At 39.0% G+C, this 17,713-nt stretch carries 17 protein-coding genes; 12 read left to right on the plus strand and 5 right to left on the minus strand.

Translation table 11 applies throughout. The features are described from left to right. The 7 genes from TASI_RS00290 to TASI_RS00320 all read left to right on the plus strand — a co-directional run bounded on the left by TASI_RS00290 (nt 1) and on the right by TASI_RS00320 (nt 5,562). Nucleotides 1-879, plus strand: coding sequence for an aminotransferase class IV (locus TASI_RS00290; protein WP_014110748.1), 879 nt, complete (start codon nt 1-3; stop codon nt 877-879). After that, on the plus strand, nt 876-1,175 hold the full coding sequence (locus TASI_RS00295) for a YbeD family protein (protein ID WP_014110749.1): 300 nt from the start codon (nt 876-878) through the stop codon (nt 1,173-1,175). The genes TASI_RS00290 and TASI_RS00295 overlap by 4 nt, the downstream gene beginning before the upstream one ends. After that, complete coding sequence (gene lipB / locus TASI_RS00300) at nt 1,175-1,828, plus strand: lipoyl(octanoyl) transferase LipB (RefSeq protein WP_014110750.1); 654 nt, start codon at nt 1,175-1,177, stop codon at nt 1,826-1,828. Before TASI_RS00295 ends, lipB begins: the two co-directional genes overlap by 1 nt. 67 nt (nt 1,829-1,895) lie before the next feature. Then, nucleotides 1,896-2,279 (plus strand): outer membrane protein assembly factor BamE, encoded by a 384-nt coding sequence (locus tag TASI_RS00305; protein ID WP_014110751.1) that lies wholly within the window; start codon nt 1,896-1,898, stop codon nt 2,277-2,279. Nucleotides 2,280-2,326: 47 nt separating this feature from the next. Beyond that, complete coding sequence (locus TASI_RS00310) at nt 2,327-2,848, plus strand: hypothetical protein (protein WP_044977858.1); 522 nt, start codon at nt 2,327-2,329, stop codon at nt 2,846-2,848. 212 nt (nt 2,849-3,060) lie between these two features. Then, on the plus strand, nt 3,061-4,047 hold the full coding sequence (gene lipA / locus TASI_RS00315) for a lipoyl synthase (protein WP_014110753.1): 987 nt from the start codon (nt 3,061-3,063) through the stop codon (nt 4,045-4,047). Beyond that, nucleotides 4,048-5,562 carry a GDP-mannose 4,6-dehydratase gene (locus TASI_RS00320; RefSeq protein WP_014110754.1) on the plus strand — a complete coding sequence of 505 codons (1,515 nt, stop codon included), beginning with the start codon at nt 4,048-4,050 and terminating at the stop codon, nt 5,560-5,562. Here the strand turns inward: TASI_RS00320 and TASI_RS00325 are convergent. From TASI_RS00325 to rpoH, 4 genes are read right to left on the minus strand one after another with little or no spacing between them, the layout of a single operon-like run. Next, on the minus strand, nt 5,555-6,916 hold the full coding sequence (locus TASI_RS00325) for an MFS transporter (protein ID WP_014110755.1): 1,362 nt from the start codon (nt 6,914-6,916) through the stop codon (nt 5,555-5,557). The genes TASI_RS00320 and TASI_RS00325 overlap by 8 nt on opposite strands. A gap of 1 nt (nt 6,917) precedes the next feature. Beyond that, nucleotides 6,918-8,300: a bifunctional UDP-N-acetylglucosamine diphosphorylase/glucosamine-1-phosphate N-acetyltransferase GlmU gene (gene glmU / locus TASI_RS00330; RefSeq protein ID WP_014110756.1), complete on the minus strand. Its 1,383-nt coding sequence runs from the start codon at nt 8,298-8,300 to the stop codon at nt 6,918-6,920. An 11-nt stretch (nt 8,301-8,311) separates the two neighbouring features. Further along, nucleotides 8,312-9,142 carry an NUDIX hydrolase gene (locus TASI_RS00335; protein ID WP_014110757.1) on the minus strand — a complete coding sequence of 277 codons (831 nt, stop codon included), beginning with the start codon at nt 9,140-9,142 and terminating at the stop codon, nt 8,312-8,314. Between the two features lie 33 nt (nt 9,143-9,175). Beyond that, entirely contained in the window at nt 9,176-10,054 is an 879-nt protein-coding gene (gene rpoH / locus TASI_RS00340; RefSeq protein ID WP_014110758.1) for an RNA polymerase sigma factor RpoH, read from the minus strand. A 151-nt stretch (nt 10,055-10,205) separates the two neighbouring features. Here rpoH and TASI_RS00345 point away from each other — a divergent pair, with 151 nt between their 5' ends. Then, nucleotides 10,206-11,075 (plus strand): LpxL/LpxP family acyltransferase, encoded by an 870-nt coding sequence (locus TASI_RS00345; protein WP_014110759.1) that lies wholly within the window; start codon nt 10,206-10,208, stop codon nt 11,073-11,075. Here TASI_RS00345 and dbpA read toward each other — a convergent pair. Beyond that, a complete protein-coding gene (gene dbpA / locus TASI_RS00350) occupies nt 11,038-12,411 on the minus strand; it encodes an ATP-dependent RNA helicase DbpA (RefSeq protein ID WP_044977860.1) in 1,374 nt (457 codons plus the stop codon). The two genes, TASI_RS00345 and dbpA, sit on opposite strands and share 38 nt — an antisense overlap. A 48-nt stretch (nt 12,412-12,459) precedes the next feature. Between dbpA and fmt the strand changes: the two genes are divergently transcribed. The 4 genes from fmt to TASI_RS00370 are packed head-to-tail and all read left to right on the plus strand — an operon-like array spanning nt 12,460 to nt 17,680. Next, on the plus strand, nt 12,460-13,422 hold the full coding sequence (gene fmt / locus TASI_RS00355; protein ID WP_014110761.1) for a methionyl-tRNA formyltransferase: 963 nt from the start codon (nt 12,460-12,462) through the stop codon (nt 13,420-13,422). Next, nucleotides 13,415-14,707 carry a 16S rRNA (cytosine(967)-C(5))-methyltransferase RsmB gene (gene rsmB, locus TASI_RS00360; protein ID WP_014110762.1) on the plus strand — a complete coding sequence of 431 codons (1,293 nt, stop codon included), beginning with the start codon at nt 13,415-13,417 and terminating at the stop codon, nt 14,705-14,707. The genes fmt and rsmB overlap by 8 nt, the downstream gene beginning before the upstream one ends. Continuing rightward, nucleotides 14,685-15,386, plus strand: a complete 702-nt coding sequence (locus TASI_RS00365; RefSeq protein ID WP_014110763.1) for a DUF4390 domain-containing protein — start codon at nt 14,685-14,687, stop codon at nt 15,384-15,386. The genes rsmB and TASI_RS00365 overlap by 23 nt, the downstream gene beginning before the upstream one ends. Next, nucleotides 15,359-17,680: an ATP-binding protein gene (locus tag TASI_RS00370; protein WP_014110764.1), complete on the plus strand. Its 2,322-nt coding sequence runs from the start codon at nt 15,359-15,361 to the stop codon at nt 17,678-17,680. The genes TASI_RS00365 and TASI_RS00370 overlap by 28 nt, the downstream gene beginning before the upstream one ends. The last annotated feature ends 33 nt before the right edge of the window (nt 17,681-17,713 follow it).

Below are 17,713 nucleotides of genomic sequence, written 5' to 3' on the forward strand. Positions count from 1 at the left end.
ATGAATATGCCTATGATACAAGGGGTTGATCGTGACTATCCAATCTATTTAAATGGAGAGATGGTTAATATCAGTGAAGCTAAGATTTCTGTTTTAGACAGGGGCTTTATTTTCGGTGATGGTATTTATGAAGTTGTTCCTGCATATAATCGCAAGCCTTTCCGCATGGAACATCACGTAGCAAGACTTATGAGAAGCTTGAAGAAAATCGGTTTAGATTCAGGAAAAGATGAGCAATTCTTTAAGGACTTATTTGCAAAATTAATCCAAGAGTCACCATGGGACTATAACTTTATTTATCTGCAAGTGACTCGTGGAGTAGCTGCCCGCACACATGCATTTCCAAATCCACCAGTTCCAGCTACTATTTTTGCAATGAGTATGCCATTTAATCCTCCATCTCAAAAAGTACGTGAAGAAGGAATTGCTGTGGTTAGCTTTGATGATAAGCGTTGGCTTCATTGCGACATTAAATCTATTTCATTGTTGGGAAATGTTCTAGCAAACCAACATGCAGTTGATAGCGGAGTTTATGAAGTAATTCAATTCCGTGATGGTTTATTAACTGAAGGTTCTTGCTCTAACTTTTGGATTGTAAAAGACGGTAAATTTATGGGGCCTTTGAAAGATAATCTTAAACTTGAAGGTATTCGATTTGGCTTATTTGAAGAGCTTGCACAGAAAGCTGGTGTACCATTTGAACTTAAGAAAATTACTAAAGAAGAGGTCTACGAAGCTGATGAAATCATGATTTCCTCTGCTTCTAAAGAGGTTACAGCTGTTACTACATTAGATGGCAAACCAGTAGGAGACGGCAAACCTGGTCCAATCTATAAGAAAATGCGTCAAGCACACGATGAAGTTTTAGCAGCTCTATGAGTTTAGAAAATGATTTAGGTCTTCGGGAAATTCCTCCCGAAGAATCTTTGATTGAGTATCCTAGCGATTTTCCCATTAAAGTTATGGCTGAAGCGGGTGAAACTGTACTCGATGAATTATTAGAATTGGTTTTCGGTCACGATAAAACTTTTCAAAGAGAAACCGTTGAGATTAGACCAAGCTCTAAAGGGACGTATGTCGGATATACGTTTACGGTTAGGGCCGTATCAAGGGAACAACTTGATAATATTTATAGAGATTTTCACGCCCATAAAAAAGTCAAAATGGTACTTTGATGCCTAATCTTGTTGAAACAAAGCTTGTTGTTAGAGAATTTGACTCGCCTCAGGATTACCTCAAAATCTTTAATGATATGAAATCATTTACGGAATCTCGTTCTGTGGATTCTGAAGATGAAATATGGTTTGTCGAGCATAACCCAGTCTATACCCTAGGTGTTGCAGGTGAATTAAAACATGTACTAAACCCACATCAAATTCCAGTAATAAGAACTAATAGAGGCGGACAAGTAACATATCATGGACCTGGTCAATTAGTTGTATACCCCCTTATTAATCTGCACAGAAAAAATCTTTTCGTTAAAGAATATGTCTCTCTTTTAGAAGAGAGTGTAATTCAAACGCTTTCTGAAATAGGTATTACAAATGCACAGAGAAATCCTGGAGCACCTGGCGTTTATATACCATCGGAAAATTCAAGCCTCTCTAAGATTGCGTCTTTAGGTATTAAAGTCTCTAGAGGCCATACATATCATGGATTAGCCTTAAATGTTGATATGGATCTATCACCTTTTTTAGGAATAAATCCCTGTGGATTTGAAAAATTAAAGGTAGTTGATGTGAAATCAATCCTAAATGTTGGCAATATTGATAAAATTAAGCAGATTTTATTGACTAAAATGAAGTTATTGCTTAAATTTGATTGCTAAAGCCAATTGTTACAAAAAAAGTGTAATAATCGAATTTTATAATTTCCCAAATTTACTAGGACTATATATGAATAAATTAGCTTTACCTGTAATGCTTTCTCTTGGTCTAACTGCTTGCGGTACTATGACTGAAGTTTCTCAAGATGGCATGGCTAAATCTGAAATTAAATGGCCGGATGTAACTGAGTTTATTGCTGGTTCTACACCACCAAAACATGCTGTACGTGAAATCAAAACAGGTTTAAATAAACAAGATATTTATCAACTTGTAGGTGCTCCACACTTCTCTGAAGGTTTTAATGTTGCTGAATGGGATTACTTGTTCCATACAGAAGATAAAGGCGTTAAAAAGTCATGCCAATTTAAGATTCTATTTGATAGTAATAAGGTTGCTAGAAGCTTCTATTGGAGACAACCTGAGTGTGCTGGATATTTCGCACAAACTAAATAGTTTTTATTTTATACCCCGAAGGAATCGGGGTATTTTTTTGGGAGATTATGATGATTTTGGGTCTGTCTGGATTATTGGCTTTATTTTTTATTTTAGATATCTTTACTGCTTTAGTTTTAATATATGTACTTTTCAAAATTACTATACCTTTTTTAACTGGTAGTATTGGATTTCATACAACTGAAACAGTACTAATTGGGTTAGTTACTCTAATTGCTATAGTAATTGTGGGATGGATTCTTTTCAAAAGAATAACAGCTTTTGTAGCTAAAACTAGAAGCCCTAACACACCAACTATGGTAGTAAAAACTTTATGTAGTGAATGGCTTGTAATCGCTATTACTTCTATTTTCTTTTACTTTTTAATATCCTCGTTTACTCGTGGATTTGGTGTGGGGCCAAGCGGATTTCTAGTTACCCTTCTTGAATTAGCATTTACTGCAATATTAGTTGTTCTTTGGATTTATTACTTTCAAACATCACAAAATGTTTTAAAAGTATTTGGAGCAAATGCAGATCCAAGTCCTAAGAATTTGCTTAAAGTTTCTAAAGAACACATAGCTTTATAATTGCTAATCCTATATAGCCCGTATATTTTGAAAACCACTTTAAGTAATTAAACAACTCAAAGTGGTTTTATCAAAATTAAAATTTCAATCCTCTATTTCGCAGGATATGAGAGTCGACTAATAAAATAGATAAAGGCTCTCGCCAATTTACAACTTAGTTATAATTTAGAATCTATAAAATAACGCAAAGTCCTTAAGATTGGCTATAACTAATGTCTATTCAAAATTCAGCTCCTGCAGATAAAGATCATTCGTACGACGCTACAAAAAAACAAAAGTCTTTCGATAAAACATCGAGAATTCCAATTAAAGTAGTGCCTGCTGAAAAAATAAAAAAACCTGAGTGGATTCGTGTAAAAGTTGCCCCTACTAACTCAAAATTTTCAGAGATTAAGGGCATTCTTCGCGAAAATAAAATGGTTACCGTCTGCGAAGAAGCCTCTTGTCCTAATATAGGTGAATGTTTTGGACGTGGTACTGCTACATTTATGATTATGGGCGATAAGTGTACACGACGTTGCCCGTTTTGTGATGTCGGACATGGTCGTCCAGATCCCTTGGACATTAATGAACCAAAAAACCTTGCTAAATCAGTGGCTCGCATGGGTTTAAGATATGTGGTGATTACTTCTGTAGACCGTGATGATTTACGCGATGGCGGTGCTCAACATTATGTAGATTGCATAAGTGAAATCAGAGAGCAATCTCCTAAAACTCAGATAGAAGTGTTGGTTCCAGATTTCAGAGGTCGTTTAGAGAGAGCATTAGAGATATTTGCAAAAGCATTGCCAGATGTGATGAATCATAATTTAGAAACGGTGCCACGTCTTTATAAACAATCTCGCCCAGGGGCCGACTATATGCACTCTTTGAAGCTTCTAAAAGATTTTAAAGCCATGTATCCAGGCGTCCCTACGAAATCTGGATTGATGGTAGGTTTAGGCGAAACAGATGAAGAAATTCTCCAAGTTATGAGAGATATGCGTGACCACGATATTGAGATGCTTACTATTGGGCAGTATTTGCAACCCTCGGATCACCATCTTCCTGTCCTAAGATATGTGACACCTAAAACTTTTGCTATGTTTGAAGAGGAGGCTAAGGCTATGGGATTCTCACATGCGGCCGTCGGTGCTTTGGTTCGCTCTTCATATCATGCTGATCAACAGGCTCATCAGGCGGGTTTGGAGTCCGTTTAAATGCGTGTTTTAGTTACGGGTGGTTGTGGCTTTATCGGCCATCACTTCGTGAAATTCGCACTCAACCATCCATCTAAGCAATATGAGTTTATTGAAAATATAGATAATCTCTCATATTCTGCGATTAATGATCCATTAGGTGATGAGTTTTTCCAAATGGATATATGCGAGCAAAAAACCATACTCAATCATTTGAGAACAAGAAGGATTGACACGGTGGTTCATTTTGCAGCCCATACGCACGTGGATAGATCCATTCAAGATGCACACCCTTTTTTGCAAAATAATGTGTACGGAACGCATGATTTATTGGACGTATGTAAGCAGCACATAGATGAAACAGGGCATAAACTTAGGTTTGTGTATATATCGACTGATGAAGTGTATGGTTCGCTAAACCCCATGGAAAAGCCGTCTCTTGAAACCGATGCAATCAAGCCTACAAATCCGTATTCCGCTTCTAAAGCTGCTGCTGAGCATTTTGTGCAAGCGTGGACGAAAACGTATTCATTGCCAGCTATTATTACGCGCTCCTGCAATAATTATGGCTCTGGACAGCATTGCGAAAAGCTAATTCCTAAAATAATAAATAATGCTTTGAATTGGAAGCCTATCCCTATATATGGCAATGGTCTCGCATCCCGCGAATGGCTTCATGTTCAAGATCATTGCGAAGCTATCCACGCTTTGCTCACTTCAGATATTGAATTTAGCGGCCAAATCTACAATATAACGAGTTCTGAATCTTTTACAAATATAGAAGTTGCTAACTTAATTTGCGAGCACATGGACCAGCTAGTTCCTCATAAAAATGGCTCTTATAAACAGCTTATTGAATTTGTGGACGATAGGCCTGGGCACGATATGCGGTATGCCATAAATTCGAATAAATTAAAGGCACAAACTGGTTGGACGGCGAAAAAATCGTTTCAAGATTCGATAGATGAATTAATTCAAAGTGAAAGAGAAAGGGCAGAAGCATTGCCACATAAAGCTCTTCCACAAGCCCGTCGCATAGAACACAAGTCGTTTCCAGATCAGCGAGGTAGCGTTAGTCCAAGAATTTTTTCATCTTACGATAAACAAGCGGGTGCTCACTTGGTCCAAGAGAATTTAACGCATTCATTCCAGGGAGTTATCAGAGGCTTACATTTTCAACGCAATAAACCTCAGGCGAAATTGATAGAGGTGCTAGATGGAGAAATTCTAGATGTTGTATTAGACATAAGACCGCATTCTCAATCATTTGGAAAATGCGAGTATTTTAATCTAAAGCAAGGTCAATCGATAATTGTGCCTGCTGGATATGCTCATGGATACTTAACTATAAGCAGTGAGTCTTATGTTATGTATAAGCTTTCTGAATTTTGGGATCCTCTTGATCAATACACAATCTTATATAACGATAAGGATCTTGGTATAAACTGGACAAAATATATGATGCCCAATGAATTTATACTCTCCCAAAATGATATAGAGGGTTTGACTTGGTCGGAATTTCTAAAGACTATATAACTTGCGAATCTTGTTTTGTTATAAATCGGTAGAGATTGATTATTGCAGCAATTATCGCTGCCACGACACTAAGAATAATCCCATAATAAGCACCCTCTTCAGAATTTATGGAGAAGGAGGTTGCAACTAAAGCTCCGCCAACACACTGTCCGAAGATCCTTGATGTAGCTTGCATGCCGCCCGCCGCACTTGCTCGATTTTGAGGTGCCGCTAAAAGCAAAGTCTTACCATTTGGGGTTTGTAAAAAGCCAAATCCAAGCCCTGAAATAAATAGAGCTAAAGCATACATATATTTCGCACTATCAGTTGGCAATAATGCGAACATAATCAAGCCACCAGTTAAAATCAAACTTCCTATACCAGCAAGCAATGCCGCAGGAAATCTTGCGCTTAATTTAGCCGATATTGGTCCCATAATAAATCCTGCCACTGGCCATGAACTAAATATTAGCCCCACAGTCTTAGTGTTGTATCCTAAAACATGTTCAAAATAAAACGGTGTTGCAACCATGCTTGCAGTTGAAGATATAAATGCAAAAGCCGAAACTAATGCAGCATCTCTAAAGGAAACTATCTTAAGCAAATCTACAGGCACCATTGGATGCTCCTGTGCCAATGAATGCTTATAAAGCGTAATCACACTTGCGAGTGAAACTACCAACAAAATTACACCTAATAAAGTATTGCTATATATGATATCAAGACCAGCTACTAGGCTTCCAAAAGTTATGGCATTGAGTAGGGCACTTTTATAATCGATAGCTTTTTTAACCCGAGGGAGACGAGGAAGAAAACGAGACAACAACAATCCTAGAATAATGATTGGAATGGAAAATCCATAAATCCAATGCCAGTCGGATATACCGATAATAAAAGCACCTAAAGACGGAGCAATTAGTGCGCACGCACCGATAACCATGCCATTAAAGGCGATGCCCATAGCAACTCTTTCTTTAGGATATATGTTTCGCAAAAGCCCACCAGTCAAGGACATAAGTATGGCCGCCCCAAATCCTTGAATAATGCGTGTACAAATAAGCATGGTTAGAGATTGTGAAAGCAAACTTCCGAAAGCTCCAATCCCGAAAACAACAAGCCCTACACGCAAAAGTCTCTTAAACCCAAATCTATCGGCAAGCGAACTGAAAGTAAATAAAGCGGAAATTAGGACGATATTGTATGCATTAATTACCCAGATGGATTCTTGCTGAGTTACACCGAAATCGCGTTGAATTGTAGGGAGGGCAATGTTTGTGATAATGCCGTCAATTACGCAGACTGCAATTACAGAGAATAGGCAAAATACGGCCCAATAGAGTTGTGGCTTTGGAAGACCATCATGTTTAGAGTCCATTTTATACCTCTTTTTTCTTCGTCGGTCGAGACCAACCAGATATGTGTTCTTGAGATTTTTTATTTAATACCAGTTGCTCAGCAGGCACATCCTTCATGACAGTTGTACCAGCCGCTACAGTTGCCCCTCTACCAATAGTGACAGGTGCAATAAGCTGCGTATCAGATCCAATAAATGCCTCGTCTTCAATGAAAGTTTGGAATTTATTTGCGCCATCATAATTGCAAGTAATCGTGCCCGCACCTACATTTACACGTTGGCCAATTGTTGCATCACCTAAATAACTTAGATGATTGGCCTTGCTATATGCCCCTAAAGTCGTCTTTTTAAGCTCAACAAAATTGCCTACATGACTGTGCTCTTCCAGAACTGCACCAGGTCTTAATCTAGCGTATGGTCCAATTACCGCATCATTTGCGACAATAGCTCCTTCGATATGTGAGTATGGCTCAATGCGCGTATTCGCTCCAATCTTCGCATTTTTTAGGTGGCAATACGCACCTATACGCACCCCTTTCCCTAATTCCACCTCACCTTCGAATATACATCCAACATCAATAAAAACATCGCTCTCAGCCTTCACCCGCCCACGCACAATAAATCGCTCAGGGTCGGCAATGCTCACGCCTTCCTCAAGCAGTGCTATTGCTTGATTCTTCTGATACTGAGTCTCTAGCTCAGCCAATTGTACGCGGCTATTTACCCCGGCCGTTTCATATTTATGCTCTGCCTGCGTCGCTGTGATGGCAATGCTATCGCGATTCGCAAATTTGATAATATCCGTCAGATAGTACTCGCCCTGTGCATTCTCATTTTTAATCTCAGAGAGCCAATCTTTTAATAGAGCAGTGGGTGCACAAATTATTCCCGTATTCACTTCCTTGATTTTTAATTCATCAGGGGCCGCATCCTTTTGCTCAACAATCGAATCAACCAATCCCGATGAATTCCTAATAATCCGCCCATAGCCTGTCGGGTCATCCAAATATTCAGTTAAAAGGCCAACACCATTTCCCGAAATATCAATTAGCCGTGCCAGTGTATCAGCAGAAATCAAAGGCACATCACCGTACAAAATTAGCGTTTTATTATCCTCATCGCTTGATGCATTCAAAAAAGGTACAGCTTGCAAAACCGCATGACCTGTGCCTTGTGGAGGATCTTGAAGAGCAAAATTTAGCCCTTCCATTTCAGAACACGATTGTTTTACTTTTTCCGCTTCATGACCTATAACTACGGTTGTTGTATCCGCTTGCAAAGCCGATGCAGTATCTAGAACATGCATAAGCATAGGTTTGCCTGCAATGTTATGTAAAACCTTGGGTAAATCAGATTTCATTCGCTTACCCTTACCTGCGGCCAAAATTACAACATTTAGTGTCATACTTCTCTCATCTATATCTGTTTGGCAATGCGCTCGATACTATCCAGCAAAACTATGCTCGCCTCAAGTGTCACTTCTTCATTGCTAATTTTTTCTATTATTTCTTCAATTGAAAAAGCTTCGATTTTCGTAACTTCCCCATCTTGATTCTCTAAATTTGTTCCCTCTGGAATTAAATAGTCGGCATTAAATACTTCCTCTATCTGATATCCCTCATCCAAAGGTCTATACATTGTTTGTATATAACGCAGAGGGATAATTAAAGGTGGTTTCTTTAAATCCAATCCAGCCTCTTCAATAGACTCTCTCTCTAAAGCCGTCTCGAGCGATTCATTTGCTGAAACTAAGCCCCCAACAAGAGTGTCCCATTTATTTGGGTCGGTCGCTTTGTTAGGTGCTCGCAAAGAAAGATAGATTTTTTTCTCCTGAGTCCATGCATTAACATGAACGGCCTTAGTCATAATGCCAAGTTCTCGAACTACAGCCCTCTCTACATGTGCGACTTCAGTCTCCGAGTCCCAAATTGTTAATTGTTCGTTTCTCCAATGCTTAGCATGCCCTTTATTTCTTAAATATTGGGCAAGTTGATTAAAATACTGACATTTATAGGCAAAAAATAATTCTGGATCAGCAAGCCCTAATAATTCTTTTTGCATATCAATATTAAAAGTGCCTGAAGTAAACTTTACATAGGCAAAGCCAATTAGGTCGTCTCTTACATTTGGATGCACAATACCAATTTTTCGACCGTTAAAAAATAAATCGTGCGAGCCATCAACTGGTGGACGACTAGCACGATTATAAAGAGTTTCTTTTAATTCTGATAAATCGGGAAGGTGCACAGTGTGAGGATATAAGGTTACAAAACCTTAAAATTATACATAATCCTCAAGGTGGGCACGCATCTTTTTAATAGCAGCATTTTCGATTTGACGAATTCTCTCAGCTGAAACATTGTATTGAGCGGCAAGGTCATGCAAAGTGGGTTTATCTTCGCTTAACCAACGGCTCTCAATGATATGACGAGACCTATCATCAAGCTTCTCTAATGCAGCTTTAAGCCCATGATCTTCAAGCTTATCTTGTTCTTGAGCAAGAATTACATTTTCAGGTTCGTAAGCCTCATCGTCCGCTAAATATTGAATAGGGCTATAGTCGTCATCATCCTCCATAAGAGTGTCCAAAGCAATGTCATGGCCTGACATGCGCTTCTCCATTTCTACAACATCTTCTGGACGGACATTTAGTTTTTTGGCAATGCCCTCGATATCATCGTTATCCAATGATCGACCCTCAGGACGCAGACTATTCAAGTTAAAGAAAAGTTTCCTTTGAGCTTTAGTAGTTGCAATTTTTACTAGTCGCCAATTGCGGATTACGAACTCGTGGATTTCAGCTTTAATCCAATGCAATGCAAAGGTAACTAAGCGAACTCCTCTAGAAATATCAAATCTTTTTACGGCTTTCATAAGCCCGATATTTCCCTCTTGAATCAAATCTGCATGAGATAAACCATATCCTAGATATTGACGTGCAACAGACACAACTAAACGCAAGTGTGAAAGCACCAAAGCTTGAGCCGCTTTGATATCACCCTTATCTTGTAGACGCTCAGCAAACTCTTTTTCTTGCTCAGCTGTTAACATAGGAATACGGTTAACTTCTTGGATATACTGTTCAATCGTCCCCAATGCACTCGGATGGATAAGGTCCATCGATTTGTGCGGTTGTAAGGCAAATGATTGATTTGTCATATATTTTCCTAAATATTTTTACTTTCGATGGATTAATTTTAGCACTCTTGAGGTGAGAGTGCTAATTTTTAATATCCTTTTTGTGCCCATATTTTCGGAAATTGTTTCATGAGGTTTTAAAATAAGCCCACACTAGGATATTCGTAGACTTATGCACTTAAAAATCATTCAATTTTGGGGATCATTGCCACTTACCTTTTTGCAAAAAATGGGCCGATTTCTAGGCTATCTCATCTATAAGATCTCATATAAGAAATACGGGGCAAGAATAGACGACCATGCGTCTACCGCAGGATATGTAAGTAGAGAGTTTCATAATGAGGCGGCTAGGGAAATTGGTGCCATGTTTGGAGAGATACCCTATATCTGGTTTAATTTCGAGAAAGCATTCAAAAGACTCACTTTAAAAAGTCCAGATGTTCTAGAAAAACTAAAACAAAATCCTAATCAAAGTTATTTATTCATTTGCCTTCATATGGGGTGTTTTGAGGTTGTTTCTAGATTTCTTTCCTTACATTTTCCTATAGTCGTAATGTATAGGCCAGCGAAGAAGAAATTTTTCGAACCAGTATTATCTAAAGTTAGAGAAACAGAGAACACAAAAGCTGTCCCAGCAAATTTTTCAGGTGTGAGGGAATTTATCAAGGCACTGCGTAGCGGAAAATCAGTAGGATTATTGCCAGATCAAGTGCCAGCGACATCTGACGGTGTGTGGGTAAAATTTTTTGGGAGAGATGCATATACGATAACATTGCCAGGGAAACTAGTTTCTCAAACAAAGGCAATACCTATTTTGATTTATGCAATACGTAAAGACGTAGGTCAGGGGTGGGATTTATATATGAAGGAAGGGCCTAAGTTAGATGGTCTCCCCGCAGAACAACAGGCTCAATTAATAAATAATGAGTTAGAAGAGGCTATCAGAAAAGCCCCTACACAGTATTTATGGAGCTATAACAGATTCCGTGAGCCGCCCTTTGCCCCTAATCCATCAAACGCATCATCCAAGAGCGATTCTTGATCGGAATTTCACGCAGCCTTAGAAGAATATCTTCGGCCTGATCACGTCTCACAGCCACAAAACTCACAAAATCAGCGACATGAATTTTGCCTATCTCCTCAAAAGGAATCTGCAAATGTTGAGTCATGGCCCCAATAATATCTGCTTTGCGAAGCTTGTCCTTTTTCCCGCCCTTAATAGAAATAGTTCGCATGGTGGCAATAAGCTCGCATTTTCTCGTGTTTTTAGGAACATCACGCCATTCGGACTTAAGCGGTATTTGAGTATTTATGCACTCAAATCGATAAAGTTCCTCTTCTGTGACAAGATTTAATGCAAGCCCTCTCATATCGCTTCGTCCCGTGCGGCCTATCCTATGTATATGTGTCGCAACATTAGGTGTAAGTTCCACATTTAAAACAGCACTCAGACCATCGATATCAAGCCCACGAGCAGCTACGTCTGTGGCTACTAAAACAGAAATCGATTGATTGCTAAATTGAAGCAAAACGTCCTCTCGTTCACGTTTTTCCATCTCGCCATGTAAAAATTTTGCAGAAATATTTTGCTGATTTAAATATGCACAAAATCTCTCACACTCAGCCCTAGTATTGCAAAATGCCAAAGTAGATGGAGGCTGAAAATGCTTTAGTATCTGCACACAATGTGCATACCTTTCAGATGAAGTCGTCTTAAAAAAAAGATGATCTAAATTTGTGGAGACCTTCTCTTCATCTGATAATTCGATATGTACTGGATTTCGCTGAAACCCTTCGCTCATTTTCATAATATGCTCTGGCAATGTTGCCGAGAATAACAAAATTTGTTTTCTTAAGGGTGTCGCTTTTGATATCTCTCCGATATCTTCTAAAAAACCCATATCCAGCATGCGATCACATTCATCAAGTACGAATACTTTGACTTTAGATAAGTCAAGATCCCCGCGCTGAATTAAATCGAGAATTCGCCCAGGAGTCCCCACAATAATATGGGCTCCATGTTTTAGAGACTCTATTTGCGGTCTTAGGGCAGAACCGCCGCATAGAGTTAATACTTTGATATTGTTTAATGCCCTAGCAAGTTTTCGGATTTCATCTGCAACTTGATCTGCAAGTTCTCTTGTTGGTGTTAGAACTAAACCCTGGCAAGCAAAAAATGCGGGATTTATTTTTTGCATAATTCCAAGACCAAAGGCAAGCGTTTTTCCGCTTCCAGTTTTAGCTTGAACTCGCACATCTTTACCCTCCAAAATATCAGGTAGGCTTTGAGCCTGAACTGGTCGCATTTTAGAGAAACCGAGAGAATTGAGATTAGAGATTTGGCTCTCTGATAAGGGGAGTTCGGAGAAGTTTTGCATGGCATAATTATACAATAGTGACTTGTATTTTTATCTCTAAAAATCTCTATGAAAATTGTATTTGCGGGAACTCCTGATTTTGCAAGAATAGCCTATGAAGCCATTATTGATGCTGGCTATGAAATTCCTCTTGTTATGACTCAACCCGATCGCCCAGCTGGTCGAGGTATGAAATTGCAGGCTAGTCCCGTAAAAGTTTCGGCCCTGGAACATGGTGCAAAAGTTATCCAACCAGTATCTTTAAGATTAACGCTAGGTAAGCTTGGTCCAGATGCTGTTATCGAAGCAGAAAACGCTAAAGCAGAATTAGAGGCACTTAGTCCCGATATCATAGTTGTCGCAGCTTATGGGCTGATATTGCCACAGTGGGTTTTAGAATTACCAAAGTTCGGGTGCATTAATATACATGCTAGTTTATTGCCACGGTGGCGTGGAGCGGCTCCTATTCAGCGTTCTATTGAAGCGGGGGATGAGCAAACTGGTATATCGATTATGAAGATGGATGCTGGTTTAGACACTGGAGATGTATTGTTGATGAAATCAATCCCTATCGATGGAATGAATGCTTCTGAATTGCATGATAAGTTGGCGGAACTCGGAGGCATTGCCATAGTAGAGGCTTTGGCGGATATTAAAGTACTTTTAGATGGTGCTCAAAAGCAAGAAGAAGACGGCGTGACTTATGCAGAGAAGATTCAAAAATCTGAGGCTCAGTTAGACTGGAATATGGGCACTATGCAATTAGAGAGAAATATTAGGGCATTCAATCCATTCCCTGGGGTTACCTTGACATTGCCAAATATAGATGGGGTTTTGAAGGTGTGGAAAGCTGATTTTACAAATTCAAAAAGACCTAGCGATGCGGTACCTGGACAAATTCTTAGGGTTGGTTCTGATGGGATTGATGTGGCTACGGCTGATGGTGTTATTCGCTTACTGGAACTTCAGAAACCTGGAGGAAAAAAGCAGGACGTGGCATCTTTTATAAATGGATGGCATTGGAATGAGTGATAGCAATGCTAGAAAGCAGATTGCATTATCGAGGCTGCTTATAGAAAGTGCTCGCTTGATTCGTGATGTGATGGAAGGCCATTCTACAAGCGAATTAATTCCAAAGGTCAATCCTGAAGTTCGTTCGGGTGTACATGCAATCAGTTTTTATGCTTTGCGTCACTATGGGAGAGCCAGAGGCATTGCCACCCAACTATTAGCGAAAAAGGCACCAAATGCACTTTTTGAGAGTTTGTTATGTATAAGTGTGAGTCTGCTATTTGCTGAGAATTTGGAGGAGGCAGACGAAGCTCCAATTTATAAGGAATTTGTAATTCTTAATGAGGCTGTGCGGGCTTGCTCTAAAATGTCTAAGACAAGTGCTTATAAGGGTTTGCTAAATGCATGTCTAAGAAATTTTTTAAGAAATAAAGATGCTTTGCAGGCGAATCTAAGTGAGTTTGAGATTCATTCATATCCAAAGTGGTGGTATGAAAAAATCCACGATTCATATCCTGAGAAATATGAGTCAATTTTAAGGAGCGATAAGATTTCGCCACCGCTTACACTTAGGGTTAATGAAAGAAAAACAGCTCAAACAGAGTATCAGGCGATGCTTGAAGACATTGGAGTGGAGAGCGAAGTTATAGGTGATGCAGGGCTGAGAGTGGCTGGAGTCGGGGACATTGCCACCCTTCCAGGATATAGTGAAGGTCTCTTTTCTGTGCAGGATTTAGGGGCTCAATATGCGGCATTTCAATTACCTCTGCAAAATGGGAATTATGTTCTAGACGCATGTGCTGCACCAGGCGGGAAGACGGCACATTTGCTTGAGAGATTTGATTTGGAATTGCTTGCGCTTGATATTGATAGTGATAGATTAGCAAAAGTGCAGGAGAATCTTTCGAGGCTTGATTTAATGGGACCCAATGTGCGTTTGCAAAAGGCTGATGCGAGTGTGTCTGATTGGTGGGATGGACGGATGTTTGATGCGATATTGGCAGATGTGCCATGTACGGGTTCGGGAGTTGTTCGTAGGCATCCTGATATAAAGTGGTTAAGAAAATCAGAAGATATAAGCAAAACTGTGCAATTACAACGTAAAATCTTAATTAACTTGTGGAAAATGTTGAAATCGGGCGGTCATTTGCTTTATGTGACTTGCTCTGTATTTCAAGAAGAGGGTGAGTTGCAAGCGGCGTATTTCACTTCTATACTTGATGGAGCTGAGAGATTGCCTGCGTTAGGGCATTTATTGCCACCCGAACAGGATGGATTTTTTTATGCACTATTTAAGAAAAATTAATTTTTCTAGGTCTATTAGTTGCTTCGCTTTATTTGTATTGATTGCGATTAGCGGCTTTGGACTCAATCGTGCATTCGCTCAAACAACTCTCAATCAATCATCTGGCACTTCTGAAGTCAAGGGATCGATTATTAACGAAACGCCTGCTACAACCGATTCCGCAGGAAATAATACTTCCGACGACACTGAATCAAGTGCGGAATTTACCGAAATTAAGCCTGTAAAAATCGACGGCTATAGTCTATCGCTTAGTACAAAAATTGATTTAAAACTCGATAATGAACTTAAGCAGGCATTAAGCAAAGGGCTGCCACTTTACTTTACGCTTGATGCACGCATATATCAAAAAAGAAGATATTGGCTCGATAAGATAGTCTCCGAACAATCCCTTACTTGGATGATTCACTACAACGTGCTATTGCGAGAGTGGAGAATTGAGCGCGGCCAGTATTATGCAAAAGGCTTCTCCTTGGAGGATGCGTTAAGTCTTATTACTACAAACGATGAATGGCTTATCTTGCTTAATGAACCCATGGATCCTGCAAAAACATATTATGGTGAAGTACGTCTTAGACTCGATACTTCATTGCTTTCAAGACCATTCCAAATTAGTGCATTTAGCGATACTAGTGCATGGTCATTTTCGTCATCATGGAAAAAATTCGAAATTCATCACTAAATAAGACTAAGAAATTCTTGCGCTATTTGCTGCGAGCTAGTTTATTGCTTGCAGTAGTTCTCAGTGCTGTGATGCTTTTCTTATTAATTCAGTCCACTAGCAATGAATCCCGTTTCGAGAACCGATTCGATATTCTTATGCTGTTTAATGCAACTCTCGCAATTGCTTTATTCGTGTGGTTGGTATCTTTATTAATAGGCATTATTAAACAGGTTAAGAAGAAAAGGTTTGGGGCAAGACTAACTTCTAAACTTATATTTTTCTTTGCCCTAATTGCCATCGTTCCAGGTGTCATTGTTTATTTCTTATCAACTCAGTATGTCTCAAGATATATTGAGTCCTGGTTTAACAATAAGGTAGATTCAGCATTATCATCTGGTGTTTATTTAGGTCAGTCATCTTTAGATGCGATGATTATTGATCAGTTAAGTAATGCCCGTGCTCTTTCTAACCGTCTTTACAATGTGCCTGAAGAGCAGCTATCGAGTTCTTTAAACTCATTGCGTGAAAATTATTATAGTTTCGATTTACTTGTTTTCTCTGCAGGCGGTAATCGAGTAATAGCTTTTTCTAGCTCTACTTTTGGTTCACTTTTACCAAAAATGCCTCCGAGCAATGTTTTAAATCAACTTAGAATAACTAGGCAGTATGCCTCTCCTGAGGAAACAGTTGTAGAAGATGAGTCAGGTGTGAAATCCACTCAATATATTTTGCGCGTAATTGTCCCAATTTTCTATGCAGAAAATCGTTTTGATGGAAATATATCTAATCTGCGTGAACCAAATTGGTTGCAGTTAACACGTGTAGTTCCAGCTAATATGTCTGAAAATTTGAAGGCTGTACAAACTGGATATCAAAACTATCAAGAGCTTAACCTTTCTCGTCAGGGAATTTTGAAACTGTTTTCAATCACGATGATCATGGCTCTTTTGCTTACAACTTTTGCTTCACTTGCGATTGTGTTGTGGCTGGCTAGAAGATTGGTAGACCCACTTTTAACACTAGCTGAAGGTACTCAAGCTGTTGCTGCAGGTGACTATCGTTCGATCCCAGAGACAAATCAAAGTGATGAACTTGGGCAATTGAGTAGGTCATTTAATCTTATGGTTGCTCAGTTGACAGAGGCTAGGTCTCAGGTTGATAGACATCGTAAAAGCATCGAGCAGTCAAACGACTTTTTGGAGGGTGTGCTAGCAGGATTAACAAATGGTGTAATCGTGTTGGACTCTGATTTTAGGATTACTCGTGTGAATAAAGGTGCTCAAAATATTTTGCATGAAGATTTAGATTTAATGATTGGTCAACCTATGCAAGATAATCTGAGTGAATTTGGTCGATTAGTTAAGTCCGCATTCGTATCTCATGCGGCAGTAGGTTCTTTGAGATCTTATTGGCAAGAACAAATTGAGTTGGATATTAACGACGATAAAGAAGATAAAAAAATCACTCTTTTACTTCGCGGTACTAAGTTGATGACCCCCAATGGTATGAATTATCTACTTGTATTTGACGATATTAGTGAAGTTATTTCTCTAAACCGTTCTGTGGCTTGGGGTGAAGTTGCTAGAAGACTTGCACACGAAATAAAAAATCCGCTTACTCCCATTTCTCTTTCAGCTGAGAGAATTAAATTCAAACTGATTGATAAACTTGATGAGGATGATGCGAAATTTTTGGATAGATTAACTACTACTATTGTCAATCAAGTTGTGTCATTAAAAACAATGGTTGATGATTTTCGTGAATATGCACGTACACCTCCAGCACAATTTGAAAAGGTAAATGTTGAGGATTTATTAGTTGATATAGCTCATTTATATGGGTGGTCAGCTGAAGGGTATTTATCGGATATTGATAATCCTGAGATAGGTGCAGTCGATATTTCAAGACAAATTAAACTTGAAATCGAACCTAACTTGCCATTGGTTCTAGCAGATGCAACGCAGCTTAGACAAGTGTTCAATAATCTATTATCCAATTCTCGGGATGCGATGGAGAATATGGAATTAAGTGGTACAGAACCAGGAGTCAGTATTAAAGCTTGCAGTGTTCAACTTGAAGACGGTGAGATTGGAGTAAAAGTTGAATTCCTTGATAGAGGTCCTGGATTCCCTGCTCAAATTCTTCAAAAAGCTTTTGAACCATATGTAACTACTAAAGCTCATGGTACTGGTTTAGGTCTGGCGATTGTTCGTAAAATAGTAGATGAGCATCAAGGTAAGATTGATATCGTGAACCGTCCTGAAGGCGGGGCTAAGATTTCAATACTACTAACGAGAATTGTCAAAAATTAATTTCACCTTGTTATAATCTTTTCGAATATTAAG

Source organism: Taylorella asinigenitalis MCE3, from assembly GCF_000226625.1.
GTDB classification, from domain to species: domain Bacteria; phylum Pseudomonadota; class Gammaproteobacteria; order Burkholderiales; family Burkholderiaceae_B; genus Taylorella; species Taylorella asinigenitalis.

Bases quoted from the DNA above. Each gene is read 5' to 3' on its own strand.
- TASI_RS00290 (WP_014110748.1), top strand. From the start codon at position 1: ATGAATATGCCTATGATACAAGGGGTTGATCGTGACTATCCAATCTAT.
- TASI_RS00295 (WP_014110749.1), top strand. From the start codon at position 876: ATGAGTTTAGAAAATGATTTAGGTCTTCGGGAAATTCCTCCCGAAGAA.
- lipB (WP_014110750.1), top strand. From the start codon at position 1,175: ATGCCTAATCTTGTTGAAACAAAGCTTGTTGTTAGAGAATTTGACTCG.
- TASI_RS00305 (WP_014110751.1), top strand. From the start codon at position 1,896: ATGAATAAATTAGCTTTACCTGTAATGCTTTCTCTTGGTCTAACTGCT.
- TASI_RS00310 (WP_044977858.1), top strand. From the start codon at position 2,327: ATGATGATTTTGGGTCTGTCTGGATTATTGGCTTTATTTTTTATTTTA.
- lipA (WP_014110753.1), top strand. From the start codon at position 3,061: ATGTCTATTCAAAATTCAGCTCCTGCAGATAAAGATCATTCGTACGAC.
- TASI_RS00320 (WP_014110754.1), top strand. From the start codon at position 4,048: ATGCGTGTTTTAGTTACGGGTGGTTGTGGCTTTATCGGCCATCACTTC.
- TASI_RS00325 (WP_014110755.1), bottom strand. From the start codon at position 6,916: ATGGACTCTAAACATGATGGTCTTCCAAAGCCACAACTCTATTGGGCC.
- glmU (WP_014110756.1), bottom strand. From the start codon at position 8,300: ATGACACTAAATGTTGTAATTTTGGCCGCAGGTAAGGGTAAGCGAATG.
- rpoH (WP_014110758.1), bottom strand. From the start codon at position 10,054: ATGACAAATCAATCATTTGCCTTACAACCGCACAAATCGATGGACCTT.
- TASI_RS00345 (WP_014110759.1), top strand. From the start codon at position 10,206: ATGCACTTAAAAATCATTCAATTTTGGGGATCATTGCCACTTACCTTT.
- dbpA (WP_044977860.1), bottom strand. From the start codon at position 12,411: ATGCAAAACTTCTCCGAACTCCCCTTATCAGAGAGCCAAATCTCTAAT.
- fmt (WP_014110761.1), top strand. From the start codon at position 12,460: ATGAAAATTGTATTTGCGGGAACTCCTGATTTTGCAAGAATAGCCTAT.
- rsmB (WP_014110762.1), top strand. From the start codon at position 13,415: ATGAGTGATAGCAATGCTAGAAAGCAGATTGCATTATCGAGGCTGCTT.
- TASI_RS00365 (WP_014110763.1), top strand. From the start codon at position 14,685: ATGCACTATTTAAGAAAAATTAATTTTTCTAGGTCTATTAGTTGCTTC.
- TASI_RS00370 (WP_014110764.1), top strand. From the start codon at position 15,359: ATGGAAAAAATTCGAAATTCATCACTAAATAAGACTAAGAAATTCTTG.